A 20,849-nucleotide genomic window follows, 5' to 3' on the forward strand; every position below is an offset into this window, starting at 1 on the left:
TTTGGGGCTACAATGTATTAACATTGTTTAAATCTTCAAAGGCTTTTTTCAATCTTTCTACAAAACTTTTTTCTCCTTCGCGTAACCAAACTCTTGGATCATAGAATTTTTTGTTAGGTTCATCAGCTCCTTTTGGGTTGCCAATCTGGCCTTGTAAATAGTCCTTATTGTCTTGAACATAGTCTCTTACGCCTGATAAGAAGGCATATTGTAAATCTGTGTCAATGTTCATTTTTATAACCCCGTAACTAATACCTTCACGAATTTCTTCGACTGTAGATCCAGATCCGCCATGGAATACAAAATCTATATGGTTATGCTCTACGTTATATTTTTTCGAAATAAATTCTTGCGAATTCTTAAGAATTTTCGGAGTTAATTTTACATTTCCTGGTTTATAAACACCATGAACATTACCAAAAGCTGCTGCGATAGTAAATTTAGGACTTACTTTAGAAAGTTCTTCGTAAGCATATGCTACTTCTTCTGGTTGTGTATATAACTTAGAATCATCTACATCAGAATTATCAACACCATCTTCTTCTCCACCAGTAATTCCTAATTCAATCTCTAAAGTCATGTCCATTTTACTCATTCTTTCTAAGTAGCCTTTACATATTTCTATGTTTTCTTCTAGGGGTTCTTCAGAAAGGTCAATCATATGAGAACTGAAAAGTGATTTTCCTGTTTCTGCATAATGTTTTTCGCTTGCATCTAAAAGACCATCAATCCATGGTAGCAATTTTTTAGCACAGTGATCCGTATGTAAAATAACAGTAGCTCCATAAGCTTCTGCTAATTGATGTACATGTTTTGCTCCAGCAACAGCTCCTTGTATGGCGGCATTTTGGCCTTCGTTAGAAAGACCTTTACCAGCATTAAATTGAGCTCCACCATTGGAAAATTGAATAATTACAGGTGCATTTAGGCTTGCTGCCGTTTCTAATACTCCGTTAATAGTATCTGAACCTATTACGTTTACAGCAGGCAAAGCAAATCCTTTTTCTTTTGCATAATTAAATATTTCTTGAACCTGATCTCCTGTTGCAACTCCTGGTTTAATGTTGTGAGCCATTTTTTTGTATGTTAAATGTTTAAAAAAAATTGAATCACAAAAGTAACTAAAATTATTAATAGATAATCGTCTTTTGGACTGTAAACGAGGAGGTTTGCTAATATACGGTATCTAAAACGATTGCGTTAATAGGTAAAAATACAAATAGAATTTAAAAAGGATAATTTATCCCTATTTGCAATACAGAATTTGCAAAATTATAATCTCTAAACCATCTTTTTGAAGCTATTTCGGCAGGATTATAAGTTTTAAAGCCGAGGTCAACTCTAAAAATAAAATAAGTTGCGTCATACCTTATTCCAAAACCAGAGCCGAGGGCTATATCTTCTAAAGATTGTATTCCAGAAAAAGTAGCATCTGAATCATCTACATTATCAAAAACATTCCAAATATTACCAGCATCGGCAAAAATGGCACCATTAAAATCCCCCGCAATCGGAAACCTGTATTCTATATTTAATGCTATTTTAAAATTTGCTTCGTTAAAATCGTTTGCGGCATTCGTTCTTCCTGGACCTAGGGAGTATGGGAACCAGGCTCTATTGTCATTGGGGCCGCCGGCAAAGTAGCTACGTACAAATGGGATGTTGTCGGAATTACCATAAGGAATAGCAATTCCTGTAAAACTTCGAAAAGCTAAAACGTTAGATCGGTTTAAATCCCAATATTTAACGTAGTCTAATTCTGTTTTAATATATTGGGAGTAGGGGAGGTCAAAAGCTTGAAGTTTACCATCTTTTTCATCGAATTTCATAAGGTAAGATAGTCCGGAAAGGAAATTTCCTGCGCTTTCTAACTTAAATCTAAATTGATAAAAGTTATTGTCTTTGATTCCTTTTTTGTTGTTTTTAGAATACGTGTAATTGCTAGCAAATATTAAGTTATTTTCTGTTAGCCTTTCTTGTCTTTCTTGAATACTTCTAACGTCGTCTTTATCTTCTGTTGTGGTTGCTATTTCGTTATTTAAAACAGCATTAATAAAACCAGTTGTACCATTTGGAATTATTAAACTAGAGTCTGCGTTGAATAAGGTTGTTGGGAGTTCTGACTCATAATTATTGGCAATTTCATCTAGTTGGCTATAAGAACTCTGGTATACTTCAAAAAAGCGATTTTCATTCTTATTATTTACGTACTGTATATTTAATAACTCTAATGTGTTTTGTGTAAAATCAGATGGTTTCCAATTATAACTAAGAATACTATTCACAGTTTGTTTGTCTAAACCTATATTTTTTTGAAAACTTGTACCTATAGTTACGGTAGTTTTAGGTAAATAGTAATTGGGTATAATCCTATCTGTATTTATAAACGGAAGCCAAATTCTTGGAAAATTTAAGTTTATATCTGCTCCTATTTCAGAAAATGAGTTACTCGCTAAGGAGGAGTTGCTTAGTCTACCAAAGGAACCATTTGCAGAAAGGCTTAATGTTTCTGCTCCTTGAAAAATATTACGCATTAAAAGCGAGCTTCCAAAACCTATTCCTATGGTTCTAATATTTGATCTTGTTACCTCTAAATCCGTTTCTAAAGCATATTTAGGTCTGCTAGCAAGATATATGTCGGTATTTAGTTGGTGCGTAGAATTATTCTGTTCAATGTTTATTCCAGGATACTTAAATGCGTTAAGACTATTTATTTGTCTGTAAGTTCGTATTTTATCTAACTCTCTGTAAATACTGTCTTTTTTAAAAAATATGGCATTAATTAGAGTTTTGGGCTTATATTTTAGTTTTTCTTTAAAATATATAGTGTACCCTTTATAGTCCAAAGACTGTAGTTCTTTTTTTTCATCACTAAAAAGGTAGTCCGTATAAATATTAATATTGTTATAGCGGGCAATATTATAGTTAGATGTGGTTACGGTGCTATCTCCTCTTATTTTAAGACCAGCTATGTTGAGTTCTATATTCATTAATTGGTCATTGTCGGTTTTGGCTGTATCTGTTGCTACGGTATAGGATATAGAGCTTTCCTGAAAATTATAAATTCCGTTATTTCTAAAAATAGAAGTTAGTCTTTCTCTTTCTTGGTTAAAATCACCAACATTAAATTGTTGTCCTGACGTAATAAAAGAATGCGTTTCATAAACTTTATAAATAGAATCTATGACTGTTGAGGAAATATTTTTTGTTACTGTGTCTAGCATAAAAGGTTTTCCTAAAGCTATGTTGTAGTTAATTTTAATTCTCTGTTTTCTTTTACTACTATCTATTTTAAAAGTGGTATTGTTATTAAAATAACCTTTACTACGATAATAAGCGCTAAGCCTTTCTAACGATTTTTTTGTTTTTAAAGAGTCTAAAATAGCAGGGGCTTCACCAATGTTTTTAAGCCAAACGCTTAGCCCTTTTACAACAAAGGATTCACCAAGTCTATTTACTTGTTTTTTGGAAAGTAAATTAATTAGTTTTTGTTCTCTATTTTCTTTTTTATGAAGCCAGTTTTGAAAAGAAGAATCTGGGTTTTTTTTAGCTAAATTATATAAGTTTAATCGTAGTGGGTATCCTAAAAGGGTGCTATTGGGTTCCTGTACAATTAGGCTTTCAATGTCTTCATTGTTTATTTTTTCGTCGTTGGCGTAAATATTATTTTTGGTAATAAGAAGTTCATTTTTACCGACTCTTTTAAGAGTATTGCAAGATGTGATTGCTATAGCTAAAAATAATAAGCTTATTTTAGCAAGGTATTTTATAAATCGCAATACTATCTTCATAGAAATCAAAAATACATTATTTGAATGGTTGGTAAAAGCCAAATAAAACTTATCAAAAGCTTACAGCAAAAAAAATGCCGAAATCAGCAGAAATTGTTTGTGGTTGAAGGAAAAAAAACGGTAGAGGAGTTATTGGCGTCTAAAGTGGAGCTGCATAAAATTTTTAGCACTGAAGAAAATTTTGCTGCCCAATTAGGGGAAATTTGCAAGCTAGTAGATGGTAATGAAATGAAACAAATGAGTTCTTTGAAAAACCCTAGTTCGGTGTTAGGAGTTTTTAAAATTCCTGATAATAAAATAGCAGAAGTTAAAGATTGGGTGGTTGTGTTAGATGATGTCAGGGATCCTGGAAATCTTGGAACAATAATTAGATTGTGCGATTGGTTTGGAATTAAAAATCTATTTTGTTCATTGACTACGGTAGATTGTTATAACCCTAAAGTTTTACAAGCAACAATGGGGTCTATTTCTAGAATGAATATTGTTTATACAGATTTAAAGCATTTCTTAGAAGAAACAGAATTACCAATATATGGTGCTTTTATGGATGGAAATGTCATTTATAAAGAAAAGATTCCTGAAAAAGGAGTATTGGTAATGGGGAACGAAGCAAATGGAGTTTCTAAAGAAATAGAGATGCTTTGTTCTAATAAAATATCGATACCACAATTTGGAGATAAGACTACAGAGAGTTTAAATGTTGCAACGGCTACTTCTATTTTGTTAAATGAAATAAGAAGGTCGGTTTTCTAAAAAAAAAATACTCGATTATCGAGTTTAGTTTTAAATGTTCCGATGCTTGCTGTAAAATAAAAATTGAATATTAATTAGTGTGTAGGCGGCTTGCTCTGAGGTAGTTTACTCAAATGTAAAATTTATAAAAAGACCACGGGTTTGCATTACATCTATGTTGCCAGTCCAAGGACTATTAACATCTGTATCTCTTACTAATTCATCTGTTAGAGCAAATACTCCACGAATAGAAGGAGAAAATTTAAAGTATTCTAAGTAAAAATCAATACCAAACCCTATCTCATAGTTGTAAACCGATTTTTTCATTCTAAAAGTTCCTGCGGAATTATCATCTAAACTAGTTTCATTACTTCCTAAGTTCATAGAGGTAGATACACCTCCGACCAAATAAGGTTTCCAGTTGCCTAGCCTTTTTGCACTAGCTTTTAATAGTAAGGGAAAATTGATATAAGTAGATTTTACTTCCCTTATAGCGTCGCGTTCTTCAGTAAAACCTGTAAATCCGAGGTTTCTAGAGGTATAGCTTAAGCCTGGTTCAAATCTAAGGTCTAAGTGTTTGTTTAGTCTTAATTCGCCTATTAGACCAACATTAAAGCCTATACTTTTCTGAACTAGAATATCTGGGGCGTTATTTATATAGCTAAACTTAAAATCATATTGATTAAATCCCAAATAATATCCCCAGTTCAATAAAGGTTCATCTTCATTTTCTAAATTAAGAACTGGTCTTTCATTAAATTGAGCTTCTGTTTTGTGGCTAATAAAAAAGAAACTAATTATAGTAGCGAAAAGAAAAGCTTTTCCAATGAATTTGGATAAGAAACTATTTTTTATATCTAATTTTGTCATACCGCTATTGCCGTGTACTGGCTTTATAACCTTTATTTAGAAGCAACATATATAGATGCTACTCCAAAAGTTTGTGGTTTATTCACTACATCTATAAACCCGATTTTGCTTAAAATATTGTTGAACTTTTCTCCATGTGGAAAAACAGAGGCTGATTCACTTAAATAAGCGTATGCAGAGCGGTCTTTAGAGAATATTCTCCCTATTAATGGTAGGATGTATTTAGTATATAAATGATACCCTTGTTTAAAAGGTGTTTTTGTTGGTACTGATGTTTCTAAAACAACAAAAGAGCCGTTGGGTTTAAGTACTCTATATATTTCGGATAAACCTTTTTCTAAGTTTTCAAAATTACGAACACCAAATGCCACAGTAATAGCGTCAAAGGAGTTTTCTTCAAAGGGCAAATTTTCACTATCTCCAACAACCATATCAATAGTATGGTTTAAATTTTTGTCTGCAATTTTGTTTTTACCTACTTCAAGCATTCCAGGAGAGATATCTAACCCAACAATTTTTGTGGCACCAGTATCTACCATATTAATAGCTAGATCACCTGTGCCTGTTGCGATATCTAAAATAGAAGCAGGTTTCTTTTTGGATAAAATCGAAACTACTTTTTTGCGCCATTTTATATCAATTCCAAAAGAAATAACTCTGTTTAAGCCATCGTAATTCTTAGAAATGGTGTTAAACATTTGGGTAACCTGTTCTTTTTTACCTAAATCTGAGTTTTTGTATGGAGTAACCTTTTTGGTCATTTTTTTGCAATTTTGGGCAAATATACAATATAGGAGAATGCTAATACTCCTTTATTTACACAATAAAAGAAGGTAATCTTATGTTCTTTAAAAGGTTAAAGTAGATGGTAACCAATTTAATTATGTAATTTTGCCTTGCAAAATTTTCTAATTTTTGTAAAATGAGCCATGTTGAGCTAAATATACCAAAGATGGTATTTCTTTCTAGATGTTTGGATGGGACCTGTGTTCTTACCTATGATAAACAATATAAGTAATAAATGAAAATAATAATTGCAGGAGCAGGTGAAGTAGGGTTTCATTTAGCAAAATTGCTGTCTTATGAATCCCAGGATATTACATTAATAGATACGCGAAAAGATAGTTTAGCTTATGCGGATAGCCATCTAGATATACGGGTAATAAAAGGAGATGCAACTTCAATCTCTTTATTACAAGATGCACAAGTTCAGGATTCGGATTTGGTGATTGGGGTAACCTCTTCGGAGACTACCAATATTACATTATGTATGCTTGCGAAGCAATTGGGGTGTAAGAGAACTATCGCCAGAATATCTAATACAGAATTTATTGATAATAAAGAAACGGTTAAGTTTTCGGAATTAGGGATAGATGAATTAATTTCTCCAGAAGAATTGGCTGCTGCGGAAATTCAGTTATTACTGAGTAAATCTGCTTTTAACGATACGTACGATTTTGAAGACGGTAAGTTAATTATGGTTGGGGTTTCATTATTGAAAACAGCTCCTTTCGTGGGTAAAATGGTAAAAGAGGCTGCAAAAATATTTTCGGAATTGCACTTTATGCCCATTGCCTTGAAGAGATTAGGAACCCAATTTACTGTTATTCCTAGAGGAGATACAATTTTTAAGGAAGGGGATCAAGTTTATTTCATAACCACAAGTGAGGGTGTAGATGAACTTTATAAGTTGTCCGATAAGAAAAAAGAAGAGATTAAGAATGTAATGATTCTTGGTGGTAGTAAAGTTGGTTTTAAGACCGCAAGAGATTTGTGTGTAAATAAATTCAATGTAAAACTCGTAGAAAAAAATAAAGAAAAAGCCTTTGATTTGGCTGATGATTTGCCAAACGCATTAGTAATTAATGGGGATGGTAGGAATGTAGAATTATTGCAAGAAGAAAGTTTAGAGTCTATGGATGCTTTTATAGCGGTAACTGGAAATTCAGAGACTAATATTATGTCTTGTTTGGTTGCAAAATCTAAACATGTAAAGAAGACTATTGCTTTGGTAGAGAATATGGATTACTTTCAATTATCTCATTCCATAGGTATAGATACTTTAATTAATAAAAAATTACTTGCTGCTAATAATATATTCAGACATATTCGTAAAGGAGAAGTAGTGGCTTCCATGCGATTAAATAATTTGAATGCAGAAATACTAGAATTTGTTGTGAAACCAAATTCTAAGGTGACAGGAACCATTATTAGGGAGTTAGATTTTCCAAAATCTGCAACAATAGGGGGAGTAGTAAGAGATGGTAAAGGGATTATTGCCCTTGGTGGTTTTGAGATTAAAGCAGGGGATAGAGTAGTTGTTTGCTGTTTGCCAAAAGTGATTGCTGAAATAGAAAAGCTGTTCTTGTAATATGAAACTTAATTCTAAAATAGTTTTTCACCTTATGGGCTTGCTGTTGCTTTTTAATGGCTTGTTTATGCTCATTGCAGCGATTGTAAGTGGAATATATAAAGATGGAGCAACTCTAGGAATTTCTTTAGCTTCTATTACAAGTATGTTTATTGGTACTTTTTTAATGTATTCTACTAGGGACCACAAAAAAGAAGTAAAGCGTAAGGAGGGGTATATTATTGTAACTTTTGGTTGGATGGTTATGTCCATCTCTGGTATGTTACCTTATTTATTTTCAGGTGCTATTCCAGATGTTACAAACGCATTTTTCGAAACAATGTCGGGCTACACTACTACAGGCGCTTCTATTTTAGATGATATAGAAGCTATGCCAGAAGGTATTTTAATATGGAGGAGTATTACTCATTGGATAGGGGGTATGGGGATTATTGTACTCACAATTGCTGTATTACCTTTGTTAGGTATAGGAGGTATGCAATTGTTTGCAGCAGAAGCTCCAGGTCCAAGTGCAGATAAGTTGCATCCTAGAATAACAGATACGGCAAAGCGCCTATGGTATATTTACGTTGGGTACACTGTGGCGGAGACTATTTTATTAAAATTGGCTGGAATGTCTTTTTTTGATGCTGTAAATCATTCCTTGTCAACCTTGTCCACAGGAGGGTTTTCTACAAAAAACGCGAGCTTAGCATATTGGAATGATTCCCCTTTGATACAATATATTATTATATTTTTTATGTTCTTGGCCGGAAGTAATTTTGTTTTGAGCTACTTTGTTTTTAAAGGAAAAGTTCAACGTGCTTTGAAAGATGAAGAATTTAAATTCTATTCTATTTTTGTTTTATTATTCTCTATAATTGCGGCTTTTGTTGTTTATTATCAGGCAAATGTAGAAATTTCGGAATATCATCCAATGGTGTTTGGAGCGGCCGAAAGTTCTTTTCGGCATTCTCTATTTCAAGTAATTGCAGTGGTTACTACTACGGGTTTTGTTTCCGCGGATTTTACTAGTTGGACTCCCTTTTTAACCGTATTCTTTTTTGGTTTAATGTTTTTAGGTGGCTCAGCAGGTTCTACTGCTGGTGGTATTAAAGTAATGCGACATTTATTGATAATTAAAAATGGATTGTTAGAATTTAAGAGAACTTTGCATTTAAATGCAATTATTCCTGTGAGATACAATAATAAGACGGTTAAGGAGCATATAGTGTATAATATTATAGCTTTTTTTGTTCTATATATGCTGCTGTTTATTATCGGAGCATTGGTTCTAGGAGCGATGGGATTAGATTTTATGTCTGCCATTGGTGGTGCAGCAACTTCTTTAGGTAATGTAGGTCCTGGTTTAGGTAGCTTAAACCCTTTAAGTAATTTTAATAGTTTACCAACTTTGGGTAAATGGTGGTGCGGTTTTTTAATGCTTGCAGGTAGATTAGAGCTTTTTACGGTGCTCATATTATTTACCCCTTATTTTTGGAAGAAAACATAAATATTGCTGACGAGCGAGGTGGGTCTATACAATAAAAGGAACTCTTCTTTGTTATTTTGATTAAGTATTAAGAGTCTTAACTTTACTGATTACGAGTAGTAATAAAAAAAAGCCTGCTTTTCGCAGGCTTTTTTTTATTATAGAAAGGTATGTTTTATAAAGCAGCTTTAATTCTACTAATTGCTTCAGTAATTTGTTCTTCACTAGCGGCATAAGATATTCTAATAGAATTTCCATTTCCAAAAGCATCGCCTGTTACAGTAGCAACGTTTGCATTTTCTAGTAAGTACATAGAAAAATCAGAGGCATTATTAATTTTGGTTCCGTTTATTGTTTTGCCAAAGAAATAAGTTACATCTGGGTAAACGTAAAATGCTCCTTCCGGTTCATTACATTTAAAACCTTCAATATCATTTAATAATCCTAAAATTAAGGTTCTACGTTCTTTGAATTTGTCAACCATATATTGAATACGGCTTACGGGCTCTTCTAATGCTGTTATTACTGCTCTTTGGGCAATACAATTTGCACCACTGGTTACTTGTCCTTGTAATTTGTTACAAGCTCTAGCGATATAAGTAGGAGCTCCAATATAGCCAATACGCCATCCAGTCATTGCAAATGCTTTGGCTACACCATTTACAGTTACAGTGCGGTCGTACATATCTTCAAATTCAGCCATAGAAGCATGCGCAGTAACTCCGTAGTTTATATGTTCGTAAATTTCATCACTTACAATAATAATTTGCGGATATTTTTTTAGTACATCTGCTAGCGCTCTTAATTCTTCTTTACTGTATATAGAGCCACTAGGATTACAAGGAGAGCTATACCAAAGCATTTTAGTTTTTGGAGTAATAGCAGCTTCTAGCTGTGCGGGAGTCATTTTAAAGTTGGTGTCAATAGAGGTTTCTATTTCTACAGGTACTCCATCCGCTAGCTTTACAATATCACTATAGCTTACCCAGTAAGGACATGGTAACAATACTTCGTCTCCTTTGTTAAGGCAAACTTGAGCCACATTATACAATGCTTGTTTGGCACCAGTTGAAACCACGATTTGAGCGCGGTCATAAGTAATTTTATTATCTCTCTTAAATTTTGTGATAATGGCATCTTTAAGCTCCACATAACCATCAACAGGTGTATATGAATTGTAATCGTCGTTTACAGCTTGTATTGCGGCTTCTTTAATGTAATCAGGAGTGTTAAAGTCCGGTTCGCCTAGGCTTAAGCCAATAATGTCTTTTCCAGAAGCTCTTAATTCTCTTGCCTTTGCAGCCATTTCTAATGTTGCAGAGGGAGCTAAACTGTTAATTCTGTCAGATAAATTGTTACTCATGAGTTAAAAAAATTTACTCGATAATCGAGATGTAAATGTTTCGAGGTTTGTCCCGAAATAAAAATTAATTTCCAATTAATACCTAGAGGAATTAGCTCTAGTTAGTTTATTAATATTGTAAGGAAGGCTTTTTGCCTAGCTCTTTTAAATGTTTAAAGTGCGAAATTATAGCTTTTCTTGTTGTTTTGTATTCGTTGTAAGGTAAATTAAACTCCTTTGCCGTTTGTTTAACAATTTCGCCAATTTTTGTGTAATGTACATGGCTAATATTAGGGAAAATATGGTGTTCTACCTGATGATTAAGCCCTCCGGTAAACCAGTTTATTAATTTACTTTTATTGCCAAAGTTTACGGTAGTAAATAATTGGTGAATAGCCCAAGTGTTTTTAATGTTTCCTTTCTCATCTGGCAATGGTGTTTCTGCATCATCAATTACATGTGCTAATTGAAAAACAACACTTAAAATAACACCAGCAACATAGTGCATAACAAAGAAGCCTATTAGTAGTTTCCACCAAGATATATCAAGAATTATAAAAGGAATTATTATCCAAATGGAAAAATATATTATCTTAAAAATCACAAGTTTACTCCAGTTTAAAACAGGATTCGGAAATTCACCATAGGACAATTTTCTTTTGGTGTATCTGTACATTTGTTGAAAATCTGTAGTTACGGCCCAGTTAAAGGTTAATAATCCATATAAAAAAATGGAATAGTAGTGTTGAAATTTGTGGTATTTATGCCATTTAGCGTGCTTAGAAAAACGTAAAACTCTGCCTGCGTCTAAATCTTCATCATGTCCTTGAATGTTCGTATACGTATGGTGTAATACATTATGTTGTACCTGCCAGTTGTAAACATTTCCGGCTAGAATATAAATACTGCCTCCCATAATTTTATTCACCCATTTTTTGTTGGAGTAAGAACCATGATTGCCATCGTGCATAACGTTCATGCCAACACCAGCCATACCCACGCCCATGACGATAGTTAATAGAAGATTAGCCCAATTCGGAAGTCCTAAAGTTAAGATGGCAAAGTAGGGTGCAAGAAATAGAGTAAACATTATTGCAGTTTTTAAATGCAATCGCCAATCTCCTGTTTTTTTTATTTTATTCTCTTTAAAGTATTGGTTAACCCTTTTGTTCAGGGTTTTAAAAAAATCGGTAGAGTCTTTTCTGGAAAACCTAATCGTTGTTTTTCCCATAACACATTTTTTTTGTAAAGGTAACTTAATTCTAAATAAAGTACTTATAATACTTTGCTAAAAAGAGAAAAATAATTGACTGTAAAAACCCTATTTTTGTTGAAAATTTTAGCAAAAATGAAGATTGATATTATTTTAAAATATTTCCCAGATTTGTCTGATGAGCAGATAAGTATGTTTGAGAAGTTAGAATTTTTATATAAAGATTGGAATCAGAAAATCAACGTGGTTTCTAGAAAGGATATCGATGAGCTTTATCTGCGGCATGTTCTTCATTCCTTGGGGATCGCAAAAATACATGCTTTTAAAGATGGGGCGCATGTGTTAGATGTTGGCACTGGGGGTGGATTCCCAGGAATCCCTATGGCTATTTTGTTTCCTAAAGTACAATTTACTTTGGTAGATGCTATAGGTAAAAAAATAAAAGTGGTACAAGAAGTGGTTGACGGTTTGGGTATAACAAATGTAAAGGCATTGCATTCTAGGGTAGAGGATTTGGATTCTCAATACGATTTTATAATTAGTAGAGCTGTGGCAGCAATGCCAACTTTTGTAAGATGGATAAAAGGGCGTATTAAAAAAGAATCGGTTCACGAAAGAAAGAACGGAATTCTGTATTTAAAAGGAGGAGATTTGTCCGAAGAATTAAAGGATTATAGAACTGCTGAAATTTTTAATTTAAGTACCTTCTTTAAAGAAGATTTTTATGAGACCAAAAAAGTGGTCTATCTGCCTATTAAATATAAGGGATAAAGCTATAAGGAGTACATTCAGTAATAGCTAATTTGCATTTTCTATCGCAGTTTTTTAATAAACTCCAATTAGGGATTTTTTTTAAATGTGTTTTTTGCACACTAAAAAACCCATACTTGTGAAGTATGGGTTTTAAGAATTTGTATAAGTTTTATTATCCTAAAAACGGGTATCTATAGTTTTCAGGGGTTACAAAAGTTTCTTTAATTAATCTTGGTGAAACCCAACGAAGTAAATTTTGCGCTGAACCTGCTTTGTCGTTGGTTCCAGAGGCTCTAGCTCCGCCAAAAGGTTGTTGTCCAACAACTGCACCAGTTGGTTTGTCATTAATATAAAAGTTTCCGGCACAATTTTCTAAGGCTGTAGTAGCTTCTTCAATCGCATATCTATCTGTAGATAGTACTGCTCCAGTAAGAGCATATTCAGATGTGCTGTCTATTAACTTTAGGGTGTCTTTCCACTCTTTATCTTCGTATATATATATGGTTACAACAGGTCCAAAAAGTTCTGTTTCCATAGTGCTATACTTGGGGTTTGTAGTTATAATAACCGTAGGTTCAATGAAATAACCTTTTGATTTATCATAATTTCCTCCAGCAAAAATTTCAGCATCTTTATCTACTTTAGCCTGGTCGATGTATTTGACTAGTTTGTTAAAAGAGCCTTCGTGAATTACAGCTGTAATGAAATTACTCATGTCTTCCGGCGAGCCAGGTTTATTAAAAGAATTAATATCCTTTTTTAGTATGTCTAAAATTTCCTTTGAAGAGGATTTCGGTAGGTAGACCCTAGAAGCAGCGCTACATTTTTGACCTTGAAATTCAAAGGCACCTCTAACTATAGCTGTTGCTACTTGCGCAGGTTTTGCGCTTGCGTGTGCTAAAATAAAGTCTTTGCCACCAGTTTCACCCACTATTTTTGGGTATGTTTTGTATGTGTGTATGTTGTTTCCAATTTGTTTCCAAAGTTCTTTAAAGACAAATGTGGAGCCTGTAAAGTGGAGCCCAGCGAAATCAGGATTGGCTAAAACTGTATCTGTGATCATTACGGGATCTCCGTAGACTACATTAATTACTCCGTCTGGTAAGCCAGCTTCTTTGAATACGTCCACAATAACTTTTGCAGAGAAAATTTGACTGTCACTAGGTTTCCATACTACTACGTTGCCCATCATTGCAGCACTAGCAGGAAGGTTACCTGCAATAGCTGTAAAATTAAAAGGAGTTACGGCGTATACAAACCCTTCTAGTGGTCTGTATTCTACGCGATTCCAAATACCTTCGGCAGAATCTGGTTGTTCTTCATAAATTTGAGACATATATTCTACATTAAATCGTAGAAAATCTATAAACTCACAAGCGGCATCAATTTCTGCTTGATGGATGTTTTTAGATTGTGCTATCATGGTAGCGGCATTTATTTTAGCTCTATACGGTCCGGCTAGTAAATTTGCAGCTTTTAAGAAAATTGCGGCACGTTGTTCCCATGTTAAACGGGCCCAATTTGCTCTAGACTCTAATACATTAGAAATAGCTTGGTCTATATGTTTTTTTTCCGCAATATGATATTGACCAACAATATGTTTGTGGTCATGCGGAGGAGACATCGGTTTCGTGATATTTGTTCTTACTTCTTTTGTTCCGATATACATTGGAACATCTACTGTGCCGTTGAAATAATCGCTATATTGTTTAAGAACTTCTGCTCTTTCTGAAGATCCAGGAGCATAGCTCTTAATTGGCTCATTTATAGCGGCAGGTACTTGAAAAAAACCTTTACCCATACTGTTGTTTTTAAAATTAAAATTAGCTTAGCAAAGGTATTAAATAGAAAGACGATTTATAGTATTCTTGGCTATTATTATTTCAATTACGAATTTAATAATTTTAGGTAGTATATTTTGTTTTTTATCTAATTTATAATGGAGCTTATGCGAATGATTCAGAAGGGTTAATATAAAAAACAAACAATCCCAAAACACAAGAATGCGTAATGGGATTGTTAAATATATAGTTGGTTTGATTAGTTCAAAGCAAAAGGAGCGCTAAATTTAAATGTTGGGATGTATACTCTAAATTTTTCTGATGTTCCAAAATTTACCATATTGTAATGACCTTTCATTGCGCCAATTGGAGATGCTAAAAGACAGCCAGAATTATAAGTGTGTGATTCTCCTGGAAGAATTACTGGTTTTTTGCCAATAACACCTTCGCCATCTAATAATTCTATATCATTTAAGGCGTCATATATTCTCCAATGTCTTGAATTCAATTGGACAGAATCTTTACTTTGGTTTTCAATAGTAATTGTATAACCAAAAGCGAAATGCATTTTATAGTTTTTAAAAAATGTACCTTCGAAGTTGGTGTTTACTGAAATTTTTATACCCTTAGTTACTAATGTTGTCATATATGCTAAAATGTAAAAATACTTCCTGTTAATACTACAATAATCGCAATGGTTGCCAAAATTACAAAAATTGTATTTAGAAATAAATATTTAATAATTGTGATGAACCTTCTTTGTTTGTAAAAATTTCGCATCGACTTATATAAGTAAATGAGAAAAATAAACAGAAAAATTCCTTGGCTATCTATCTTAAATATGTTGTTAATTAAATAGCTAACAATGAGCAAGATAAACAACAATGATTGATTATGAAAACTAAAAATGATATGATCGGTGTAAGTGTATTTTTTTCTGATGTAAATCATCCAAATAAAGAAAGCAAAGATTGGTAAAAAGAAAAATGTGGTAAAAGGCAGCTTTGATATTAAGGAGTTTAAGAAGCTTCCGGGTTGATTTTTTAATCTGCTTAAACCCTTGGCAGAGTTGAAGGCAGATTTATTTTCTCTGTTATTCTCAATTTGATATTTAGTTATTGCATCATTAAAACTGTAAATAGTATCCTTGGAAATTGTTGTGGTAAAAAAATCTATTTTATGAAAAAACCTCGAAAAAAATGAATGGTGATTATTGGAGGAAAAATATTTTTTAGGGTTTTTAAATAATAAAGAATCTTTAATTTTATCCTGCTCAAGTATTTTATTTATCTCCGATCTGTTAGATAAGGAGTCTATTGGGTTTTGGTTTAATTCTTCTTTATCATCAAAGTTGATGTTTTTAAACACATTAATGAATTCTTTTTTATCTTTTGCTCCATATCTATCTAAAGAGGAAAAGTCATTACTAAAACTAATGATAAAAAAATATATTAGCGATAAGCTTAGTAGAAATCTAAAAGGGTTAGTGTAGCTTATTCTTTTTCCTTGGATATAATCTCGAGTTATTTTTCCTGGTCTTAAAAGTAAGGCGGCAAGTGTTTTTAATAATTTGGAATCATAGGAAATAACGCTGGCAAAAAATTCATCAAAAAAATCTTTTATGCTAAGCTTTTTAATACTGTTTGCTTGTGAGCAATTTGGACAATACTTGTCACTTATATCTAAGGGATGCTTGCAGTTTTTGCATTCTACTCCTCTATATTTAAGTTGGTATCTACCGGAAGAAGATTTTGTTGGTTTGTTATCCATTGTTTCTCAAAAGGATAAATATACGTTAATTGCTTATGCTTCTAGAATTTGCTGAACCTACGCCTATAACACTATCATACAATTCTCCAAAAACTCTATAGTATACTAATATAGTATAATTGTTTTCTGTATTATGAAAATTTCCGCAAATTGTATTTAGATCAATAGTGCCATCTTTTCTTTTTATAATATACTTGTAATTGTAAAAACCTTGTTTTAAAGCAAGGGTTCCTTCCATCATGCCATTTTTTTCATTGTATGTCATGATGTTGTCTTCGTTTATACTGTAATTGTTGTGTTTGCCGTATATGTATACATCATCAAGAGCTAATTCTTCGGTATAAGGGAGGCTAAAATGAACTTTGGTGTATTCTGCTTCTCTCGAGGAATTTCTTCCTTGTAGTGTTCTAACAACAAAATCGCCATTAACATCAGGGTAGTAGCTATATGGTCTTTTGGATCTGTGTACGTTTGAGAATAGGTAGTGGTTATAAAGGTCGTTTAGTTCAATTTTTGCTATTGCAGCAGTTGGGGCGCGTAGGTCTTTGGTGTCAAAATTGTAAAACTCATTTCCGCCAAAAAAACTAGTTTCTTTATCATATTTATATACTAACTCCGAGCCTAAGGTAAATTGTGGGGCAATGTTGTTAATCGCAGTAGGCCAATGATAATTTTGTAAAATAGTGACTTTTATTTCTTTTTTTGGATTAACTACAGCATAATTGGTAGTGTTAATGTTAAATTGAACTACTTGTTTTTCGTTAAGAAAGTTAAAGTCTCTAGATCTTTTAACAGTAGCTCCAACCGTAACTAAATCTGTGTAGACTACGAATCTTCGGGAAAATTGTAGCTCATAATCATTGTTGTAGATTTCTAAAATATAATTTCCACTTACCTTTAGTTTAACGTTCTCATTTGGAATTGTTAATTGGTAGTTAGAGTATGGTTGAAGGGTGGAGTAGCTATTTTCGTAGTTGGTAATACGTTGGTTGTCTACGCCTTTTAAATATTGAGATTTTAAAAGGGAAGATTTGCTCCAGTCGTAATTACAATGTATTATTTTGTAATAATAATCTTGTTCGTTTGCAAGAAGATCATCAAATTCTAAATAAATAGGATTGCCCAATTTTAGTAAAGGAAATTGGTCTTCAGTAGGACCTTTGAAAATAATAGACCTAATATTGTATGGTTCGCTTACTTCTTCTATTGTTTGGCTTATGGTTTTTAAGGAAGACAAAAGAAGCATTATGATAAAAAATAGGTGACGCATTACATTGTAACTTTTTTTTGTAAAGGTAAACAAAAAGCATACCTAAAAAATTAACATCGACGTATTGCCTAAATTTCTGTATAATAATTATGAATACTTTTTTTTAAACATTACTTTTGCAGCAAATTTTGTTAACCAAAGGTCTACATCAATTATGTCTAAAGACATTCGTATTAAAAAAGGCTTGAACATTAATCTTGTCGGCATCCCGGAAAAGACTACTTCCAAAGCTGTTTTAAGTAATGTTTATGCAATCAATCTAGATGATTTTCACGGAATAACACCTAAATTGTTAGTAAAACAAGGTGCTCAGGTAAAAGCTGGGGAGCCATTGTTTTTTAATAAAAACCAGGAAGATATGTTTTTTGTTTCTCCTGTAAGTGGTGAATTAGTGGAAATTATTAGAGGAGAAAGAAGAAGAATATTAACATTGAAAATTCAGGCAGACAAGGAACAGGCTGTTTTGGAACATGCAAAGTTAGATTTATCCTCTGCTTCCGGAGAAGAAATTAAAAGCTATTTGTTAAAAGGTGGTTGTTGGCCATTCGTAAAACAAAGACCGTATGACGTTATTGCAAACCCTGCTATAGCACCAAAAGCGATTTTTGTTTCGGGTTACGCAACAGCTCCATTGGCATTGGATTTAGATTATGCATTAAAAGGTAAAGAAGGGCAGTTACAAGCAGCTTTAACCGCATTGTCTAAGTTAACTTCAGGAAAGGTTCATGTTTCTGTAGGAGCTTCTGGTACTTCACCTTTATCTGGTTTAAGTAATATAGAATTACATAAAGTATCTGGGCCGCACCCATCAGGTTTGGTTGGTACGCAAATAAATAAAATAAGTCCTATTAATAAAGGAGAAGTTGTTTGGACGGTAAGTGCACAAGATCTTGTTATTATTGGAGAGTTGTTGCTTTCAGGGAAGTTTAATGCAGAAAGAATAGTCGCATTAGTTGGCTCTTCGGTAAAAGCACCTAAATATTATACTACTACTATTGGAGCTGAAATTTCTACCTTTTTATACGCTAGTGGTGTAAATTCTGAAAATATCAGAGTAGTAAATGGGGATGTTTTAACAGGATCTAAAAGTAGTCCTGACGGAAATTTAGGATATTATAATGGTACCGTTTCTGTTATTCCAGAAGGCGATGATTATGAGCTTTTTGGTTGGAATAAGCCAGTTTTTAATAAGGTTTCTACTTCTAGGGCATTAACATTTTCTTGGTTAACACCAAATAAGAAATTTGATTTAAATACAAATACGAATGGCGAGCACCGTGCATTTGTAACTACAGGGAGTTATGAAGAGGTTTTCCCGTTAGATATATTTCCAATGCAAATTCTAAAAGCTTGTATGTATAAGGACTTAGATGAAATGGAGGCGTTAGGAATGTATGAAGTTGCACCAGAAGATTTTGCATTGACAGAATTTATTTGTGTATCTAAACAACCACATCAGAAAATTATAAGAGAAGGTTTAGACTTAATGCTTAAAGAGATAGGATAATGGGTTTAAAGAGTAATTTACATAATTTAAAAGAAAAATATAAAGGAACAAAGATGGCTCCTGCGTTTAACGCAATCCATACCTTTTTATATTTGCCAAATGAGACTACCCATAATGGTACTCATATTAAGGCGGCCGATGATTTAAAAAGAACCATGAATATTGTTATCATGGCGTTGGTTCCTTGTTTATTGTTTGGAATGTTCAATGCTGGTTACCAGCATAACTTAGCTTTTGGAACAGGTTCCGCAGTAACAGGAGGTTTTTTAAGTCCTGAGTTTTGGACTTTAGATAATTTTCTAATAGGAGCATGGAAAATTTTACCATTAGTAGTTGTTTCTTATGGGGTTGGTTTAGCCGTAGAATTTGTTTTTGCAATAATAAAAAAACATGAAGTAGAAGAAGGTTACTTAGTAACAGGTATGTTAGTGCCTCTTATTGTTCCTGTAGATATACCACTTTGGATGCTAGCTGTAGCTGTTATTTTTGGGGTAGTTATAGGAAAAGAAGTTTTTGGAGGTACAGGCATGAATATATTAAATCCGGCCTTAACTATTAGAGCTTTTTTATTCTTTGCATATCCTACTTGGATGTCCGGAGATAAAGTTTGGGTAGAAGGAGCTGTTAAGCAAGATCAACTTATTGCAGCTGGAGAGAATTTGGATGCTATTTCTGGAGAAACTATACTTGGTAGTTTAGCACAAGGAAAAGAAGCGGGTTACGATGTAATGGATATGTTCTTTGGTTTTATTCCAGGTTCTGTAGGAGAAACATCAACCTTACTTATTTTATTGGGAGGTTTGTTCTTAATCTTTGCAAAAATAGGAAGCTGGAGAATTATGTTATCCTCTGTAATAGGAGCATTGGTAATGGGTCTAATTTTTAACGGAGTTGTAAGCTCTGGATGGATAACAGAAGGAAGTAAGTTTTATACTTTAATGAATACTGAATTTTGGCATCACCTATTAATAGGCGGATTTGCTTTTGGTACAGTATATATGGCAACGGATCCTGTAACTGCTTCACAAACAAATAAAGGAAAATGGATATATGGTTTTTTAATAGGGTTTATCTCTATACTAATTCGTGTATTTAATCCTGCTTATCCAGAAGGTGTTATGCTAGCCATTTTATTAATGAATGTATTTGCACCAACAATTGACCATTATGTGGTTCAAGGAAATGTAAAACAAAGAATGAAACGTCTAAAAGCAAAAACAGCCTAACGATGGAAAATAGAACAGATAAAAATTCATATACAATTCTATTTGCTATAGGTATGGTGCTTGTAGTAGGTGCTTTATTAGCATTTGCAGCATCATTTTTAAAGCCTAATATTGATGAGAATAAACGCCTAGAAAAGCAACAAAATATTTTGTATGCTATGGGCGTTAATGAAAATGATGAGAGTAATGCAAATTTTGTTTCTACAGCAGATGCTCCAGAATTGTTTCAAAAGTATATAGAAAAGCAATTGGTTATTCAAGGGTCAGATGTAGTAGAAAATGACCAAGCATATTTAATTGATGTAAAAAAAGAACAAACCAATGCTAAAGCCGGTATAGGAAGAAAACTTCCTTTATTTGTTGGGAAGAAGGATGGAAAAACATTCTATATAGCGCCAATAAGGGGGAAAGGTCTTTGGGATGCTATTTGGGCATATGTAGCTATGAATAAAGACATGGTTGTTCAGGGTGTTTTCTTTGATCATAAAGGAGAAACAGCAGGACTTGGGGCTAACATTAATAAAAGATTCTTTATGGATGATTTTATTGGAGAAGATTTAAAAAATAATGGAGTCTTTAAGGGGATTGATGTAGCAAAAGGCAATGCAGACCCTTTAAACAAAGATAAATCGGATAACGAGGTAGATGCTATTGCAGGTGCTACTATAACAGGAAATGGTGTTTCAGCAATGCTTAAAAGCGAGTTGAAATTATATGAACCATATTTTGAAACTTTAAAAAATTAATTATTT

The 20,849-nt window shown here is 33.0% G+C and carries 17 protein-coding genes; 7 read left to right on the forward strand and 10 right to left on the reverse strand.

Features of this window, described 5'->3' with window-relative positions; translation table 11 throughout:
• Window positions 1–7: 7 nt before the first annotated feature.
• Together fbaA and Q0856_RS14520 are read right to left on the reverse strand one after the other, a co-directional pair.
• The gene (gene fbaA / locus Q0856_RS14515) at window positions 8–1,075 is read right to left on the reverse strand and encodes a class II fructose-bisphosphate aldolase (RefSeq protein WP_298479129.1); all 1,068 of its coding nucleotides are present in this window, start codon (window positions 1,073–1,075) and stop codon (window positions 8–10) included.
• Between the two features lie 151 nt (window positions 1,076–1,226).
• The gene (locus Q0856_RS14520; RefSeq protein ID WP_298506192.1) at window positions 1,227–3,791 is read right to left on the reverse strand and encodes a BamA/TamA family outer membrane protein; all 2,565 of its coding nucleotides are present in this window, start codon (window positions 3,789–3,791) and stop codon (window positions 1,227–1,229) included.
• 24 nt (window positions 3,792–3,815) lie between these two features.
• Here Q0856_RS14520 and Q0856_RS14525 point away from each other — a divergent pair, with 24 nt between their 5' ends.
• Window positions 3,816–4,544 carry a TrmH family RNA methyltransferase gene (locus tag Q0856_RS14525; protein ID WP_298506194.1) on the forward strand — a complete coding sequence of 243 codons (729 nt, stop codon included), beginning with the start codon at window positions 3,816–3,818 and terminating at the stop codon, window positions 4,542–4,544.
• A gap of 105 nt (window positions 4,545–4,649) precedes the next feature.
• Here the strand turns inward: Q0856_RS14525 and Q0856_RS14530 are convergent, their stop codons facing one another.
• Window positions 4,650–5,393, reverse strand: a complete 744-nt coding sequence (locus Q0856_RS14530) for a porin family protein (protein WP_298479123.1) — start codon at window positions 5,391–5,393, stop codon at window positions 4,650–4,652.
• Window positions 5,394–5,425: 32 nt separating this feature from the next.
• Window positions 5,426–6,154 carry a bifunctional demethylmenaquinone methyltransferase/2-methoxy-6-polyprenyl-1,4-benzoquinol methylase UbiE gene (ubiE, locus tag Q0856_RS14535; RefSeq protein WP_298479120.1) on the reverse strand — a complete coding sequence of 243 codons (729 nt, stop codon included), beginning with the start codon at window positions 6,152–6,154 and terminating at the stop codon, window positions 5,426–5,428.
• 260 nt (window positions 6,155–6,414) lie between these two features.
• Between ubiE and trkA the strand changes: the two genes are divergently transcribed.
• Window positions 6,415–7,764 (forward strand): Trk system potassium transporter TrkA, encoded by a 1,350-nt coding sequence (gene trkA, locus Q0856_RS14540; RefSeq protein ID WP_298479118.1) that lies wholly within the window; start codon window positions 6,415–6,417, stop codon window positions 7,762–7,764.
• A 1-nt stretch (window position 7,765) separates the two neighbouring features.
• Complete coding sequence (locus tag Q0856_RS14545; RefSeq protein WP_298506197.1) at window positions 7,766–9,256, forward strand: potassium transporter TrkG; 1,491 nt, start codon at window positions 7,766–7,768, stop codon at window positions 9,254–9,256.
• Between the two features lie 154 nt (window positions 9,257–9,410).
• Here the strand turns inward: Q0856_RS14545 and Q0856_RS14550 are convergent, their stop codons facing one another.
• Entirely contained in the window at window positions 9,411–10,598 is a 1,188-nt protein-coding gene (locus tag Q0856_RS14550; RefSeq protein ID WP_298506199.1) for a pyridoxal phosphate-dependent aminotransferase, read from the reverse strand.
• 109 nt (window positions 10,599–10,707) lie between these two features.
• Window positions 10,708–11,808 carry an acyl-CoA desaturase gene (locus Q0856_RS14555; protein WP_298479109.1) on the reverse strand — a complete coding sequence of 367 codons (1,101 nt, stop codon included), beginning with the start codon at window positions 11,806–11,808 and terminating at the stop codon, window positions 10,708–10,710.
• A gap of 117 nt (window positions 11,809–11,925) precedes the next feature.
• On the opposite strand from Q0856_RS14555, the gene rsmG reads away from it, so the two are divergent.
• Window positions 11,926–12,561, forward strand: a complete 636-nt coding sequence (gene rsmG / locus Q0856_RS14560; RefSeq protein ID WP_298479107.1) for a 16S rRNA (guanine(527)-N(7))-methyltransferase RsmG — start codon at window positions 11,926–11,928, stop codon at window positions 12,559–12,561.
• A gap of 154 nt (window positions 12,562–12,715) precedes the next feature.
• Here rsmG and pruA read toward each other — a convergent pair whose 3' ends face one another.
• From pruA to Q0856_RS14580, 4 genes are all read right to left on the reverse strand, one after another.
• Entirely contained in the window at window positions 12,716–14,344 is a 1,629-nt protein-coding gene (gene pruA / locus Q0856_RS14565; RefSeq protein ID WP_298506203.1) for an L-glutamate gamma-semialdehyde dehydrogenase, read from the reverse strand.
• Window positions 14,345–14,583: 239 nt separating this feature from the next.
• Entirely contained in the window at window positions 14,584–14,970 is a 387-nt protein-coding gene (gene apaG / locus Q0856_RS14570) for a Co2+/Mg2+ efflux protein ApaG (protein ID WP_298479103.1), read from the reverse strand.
• A gap of 5 nt (window positions 14,971–14,975) precedes the next feature.
• Window positions 14,976–16,094 carry a DUF3667 domain-containing protein gene (locus Q0856_RS14575; RefSeq protein WP_298506204.1) on the reverse strand — a complete coding sequence of 373 codons (1,119 nt, stop codon included), beginning with the start codon at window positions 16,092–16,094 and terminating at the stop codon, window positions 14,976–14,978.
• A gap of 25 nt (window positions 16,095–16,119) precedes the next feature.
• The gene (locus Q0856_RS14580) at window positions 16,120–17,364 is read right to left on the reverse strand and encodes a DUF5103 domain-containing protein (protein ID WP_298506207.1); all 1,245 of its coding nucleotides are present in this window, start codon (window positions 17,362–17,364) and stop codon (window positions 16,120–16,122) included.
• A 154-nt stretch (window positions 17,365–17,518) separates the two neighbouring features.
• Here Q0856_RS14580 and Q0856_RS14585 point away from each other — a divergent pair, with 154 nt between their 5' ends.
• The 3 genes from Q0856_RS14585 to Q0856_RS14595 are packed head-to-tail and all read left to right on the forward strand — an operon-like array spanning window position 17,519 to window position 20,843.
• Window positions 17,519–18,871, forward strand: coding sequence for a Na(+)-translocating NADH-quinone reductase subunit A (locus Q0856_RS14585; RefSeq protein ID WP_298506210.1), 1,353 nt, complete (start codon window positions 17,519–17,521; stop codon window positions 18,869–18,871).
• Window positions 18,871–20,097, forward strand: a complete 1,227-nt coding sequence (locus tag Q0856_RS14590; RefSeq protein WP_298506212.1) for an NADH:ubiquinone reductase (Na(+)-transporting) subunit B — start codon at window positions 18,871–18,873, stop codon at window positions 20,095–20,097. The genes Q0856_RS14585 and Q0856_RS14590 overlap by 1 nt, the downstream gene beginning before the upstream one ends.
• 2 nt (window positions 20,098–20,099) lie before the next feature.
• Window positions 20,100–20,843, forward strand: a complete 744-nt coding sequence (locus Q0856_RS14595; RefSeq protein WP_298479097.1) for a Na(+)-translocating NADH-quinone reductase subunit C — start codon at window positions 20,100–20,102, stop codon at window positions 20,841–20,843.
• The last annotated feature ends 6 nt before the right edge of the window (window positions 20,844–20,849 follow it).

The sequence above is a fragment of the uncultured Maribacter sp. genome, assembly GCF_947496775.1.
Taxonomy (GTDB): Bacteria; Bacteroidota; Bacteroidia; order Flavobacteriales; family Flavobacteriaceae; genus Maribacter_B.

What these genes read in the sequence shown, in the direction of transcription:
- Q0856_RS14575 (WP_298506204.1), bottom strand. Translation starts at nt 16,094, where the DNA reads ATGGATAACAAACCAACAAAATCTTCTTCCGGTAGATACCAACTTAAA.
- fbaA (WP_298479129.1), bottom strand. Translation starts at nt 1,075, where the DNA reads ATGGCTCACAACATTAAACCAGGAGTTGCAACAGGAGATCAGGTTCAA.
- Q0856_RS14590 (WP_298506212.1), top strand. Translation starts at nt 18,871, where the DNA reads ATGGGTTTAAAGAGTAATTTACATAATTTAAAAGAAAAATATAAAGGA.
- Q0856_RS14595 (WP_298479097.1), top strand. Translation starts at nt 20,100, where the DNA reads ATGGAAAATAGAACAGATAAAAATTCATATACAATTCTATTTGCTATA.
- trkA (WP_298479118.1), top strand. Translation starts at nt 6,415, where the DNA reads ATGAAAATAATAATTGCAGGAGCAGGTGAAGTAGGGTTTCATTTAGCA.
- Q0856_RS14550 (WP_298506199.1), bottom strand. Translation starts at nt 10,598, where the DNA reads ATGAGTAACAATTTATCTGACAGAATTAACAGTTTAGCTCCCTCTGCA.
- rsmG (WP_298479107.1), top strand. Translation starts at nt 11,926, where the DNA reads ATGAAGATTGATATTATTTTAAAATATTTCCCAGATTTGTCTGATGAG.
- Q0856_RS14530 (WP_298479123.1), bottom strand. Translation starts at nt 5,393, where the DNA reads ATGACAAAATTAGATATAAAAAATAGTTTCTTATCCAAATTCATTGGA.
- ubiE (WP_298479120.1), bottom strand. Translation starts at nt 6,154, where the DNA reads ATGACCAAAAAGGTTACTCCATACAAAAACTCAGATTTAGGTAAAAAA.
- pruA (WP_298506203.1), bottom strand. Translation starts at nt 14,344, where the DNA reads ATGGGTAAAGGTTTTTTTCAAGTACCTGCCGCTATAAATGAGCCAATT.
- Q0856_RS14555 (WP_298479109.1), bottom strand. Translation starts at nt 11,808, where the DNA reads ATGGGAAAAACAACGATTAGGTTTTCCAGAAAAGACTCTACCGATTTT.
- Q0856_RS14585 (WP_298506210.1), top strand. Translation starts at nt 17,519, where the DNA reads ATGTCTAAAGACATTCGTATTAAAAAAGGCTTGAACATTAATCTTGTC.
- Q0856_RS14580 (WP_298506207.1), bottom strand. Translation starts at nt 17,364, where the DNA reads ATGCGTCACCTATTTTTTATCATAATGCTTCTTTTGTCTTCCTTAAAA.
- Q0856_RS14525 (WP_298506194.1), top strand. Translation starts at nt 3,816, where the DNA reads ATGGTTGGTAAAAGCCAAATAAAACTTATCAAAAGCTTACAGCAAAAA.
- Q0856_RS14520 (WP_298506192.1), bottom strand. Translation starts at nt 3,791, where the DNA reads ATGAAGATAGTATTGCGATTTATAAAATACCTTGCTAAAATAAGCTTA.
- apaG (WP_298479103.1), bottom strand. Translation starts at nt 14,970, where the DNA reads ATGACAACATTAGTAACTAAGGGTATAAAAATTTCAGTAAACACCAAC.
- Q0856_RS14545 (WP_298506197.1), top strand. Translation starts at nt 7,766, where the DNA reads ATGAAACTTAATTCTAAAATAGTTTTTCACCTTATGGGCTTGCTGTTG.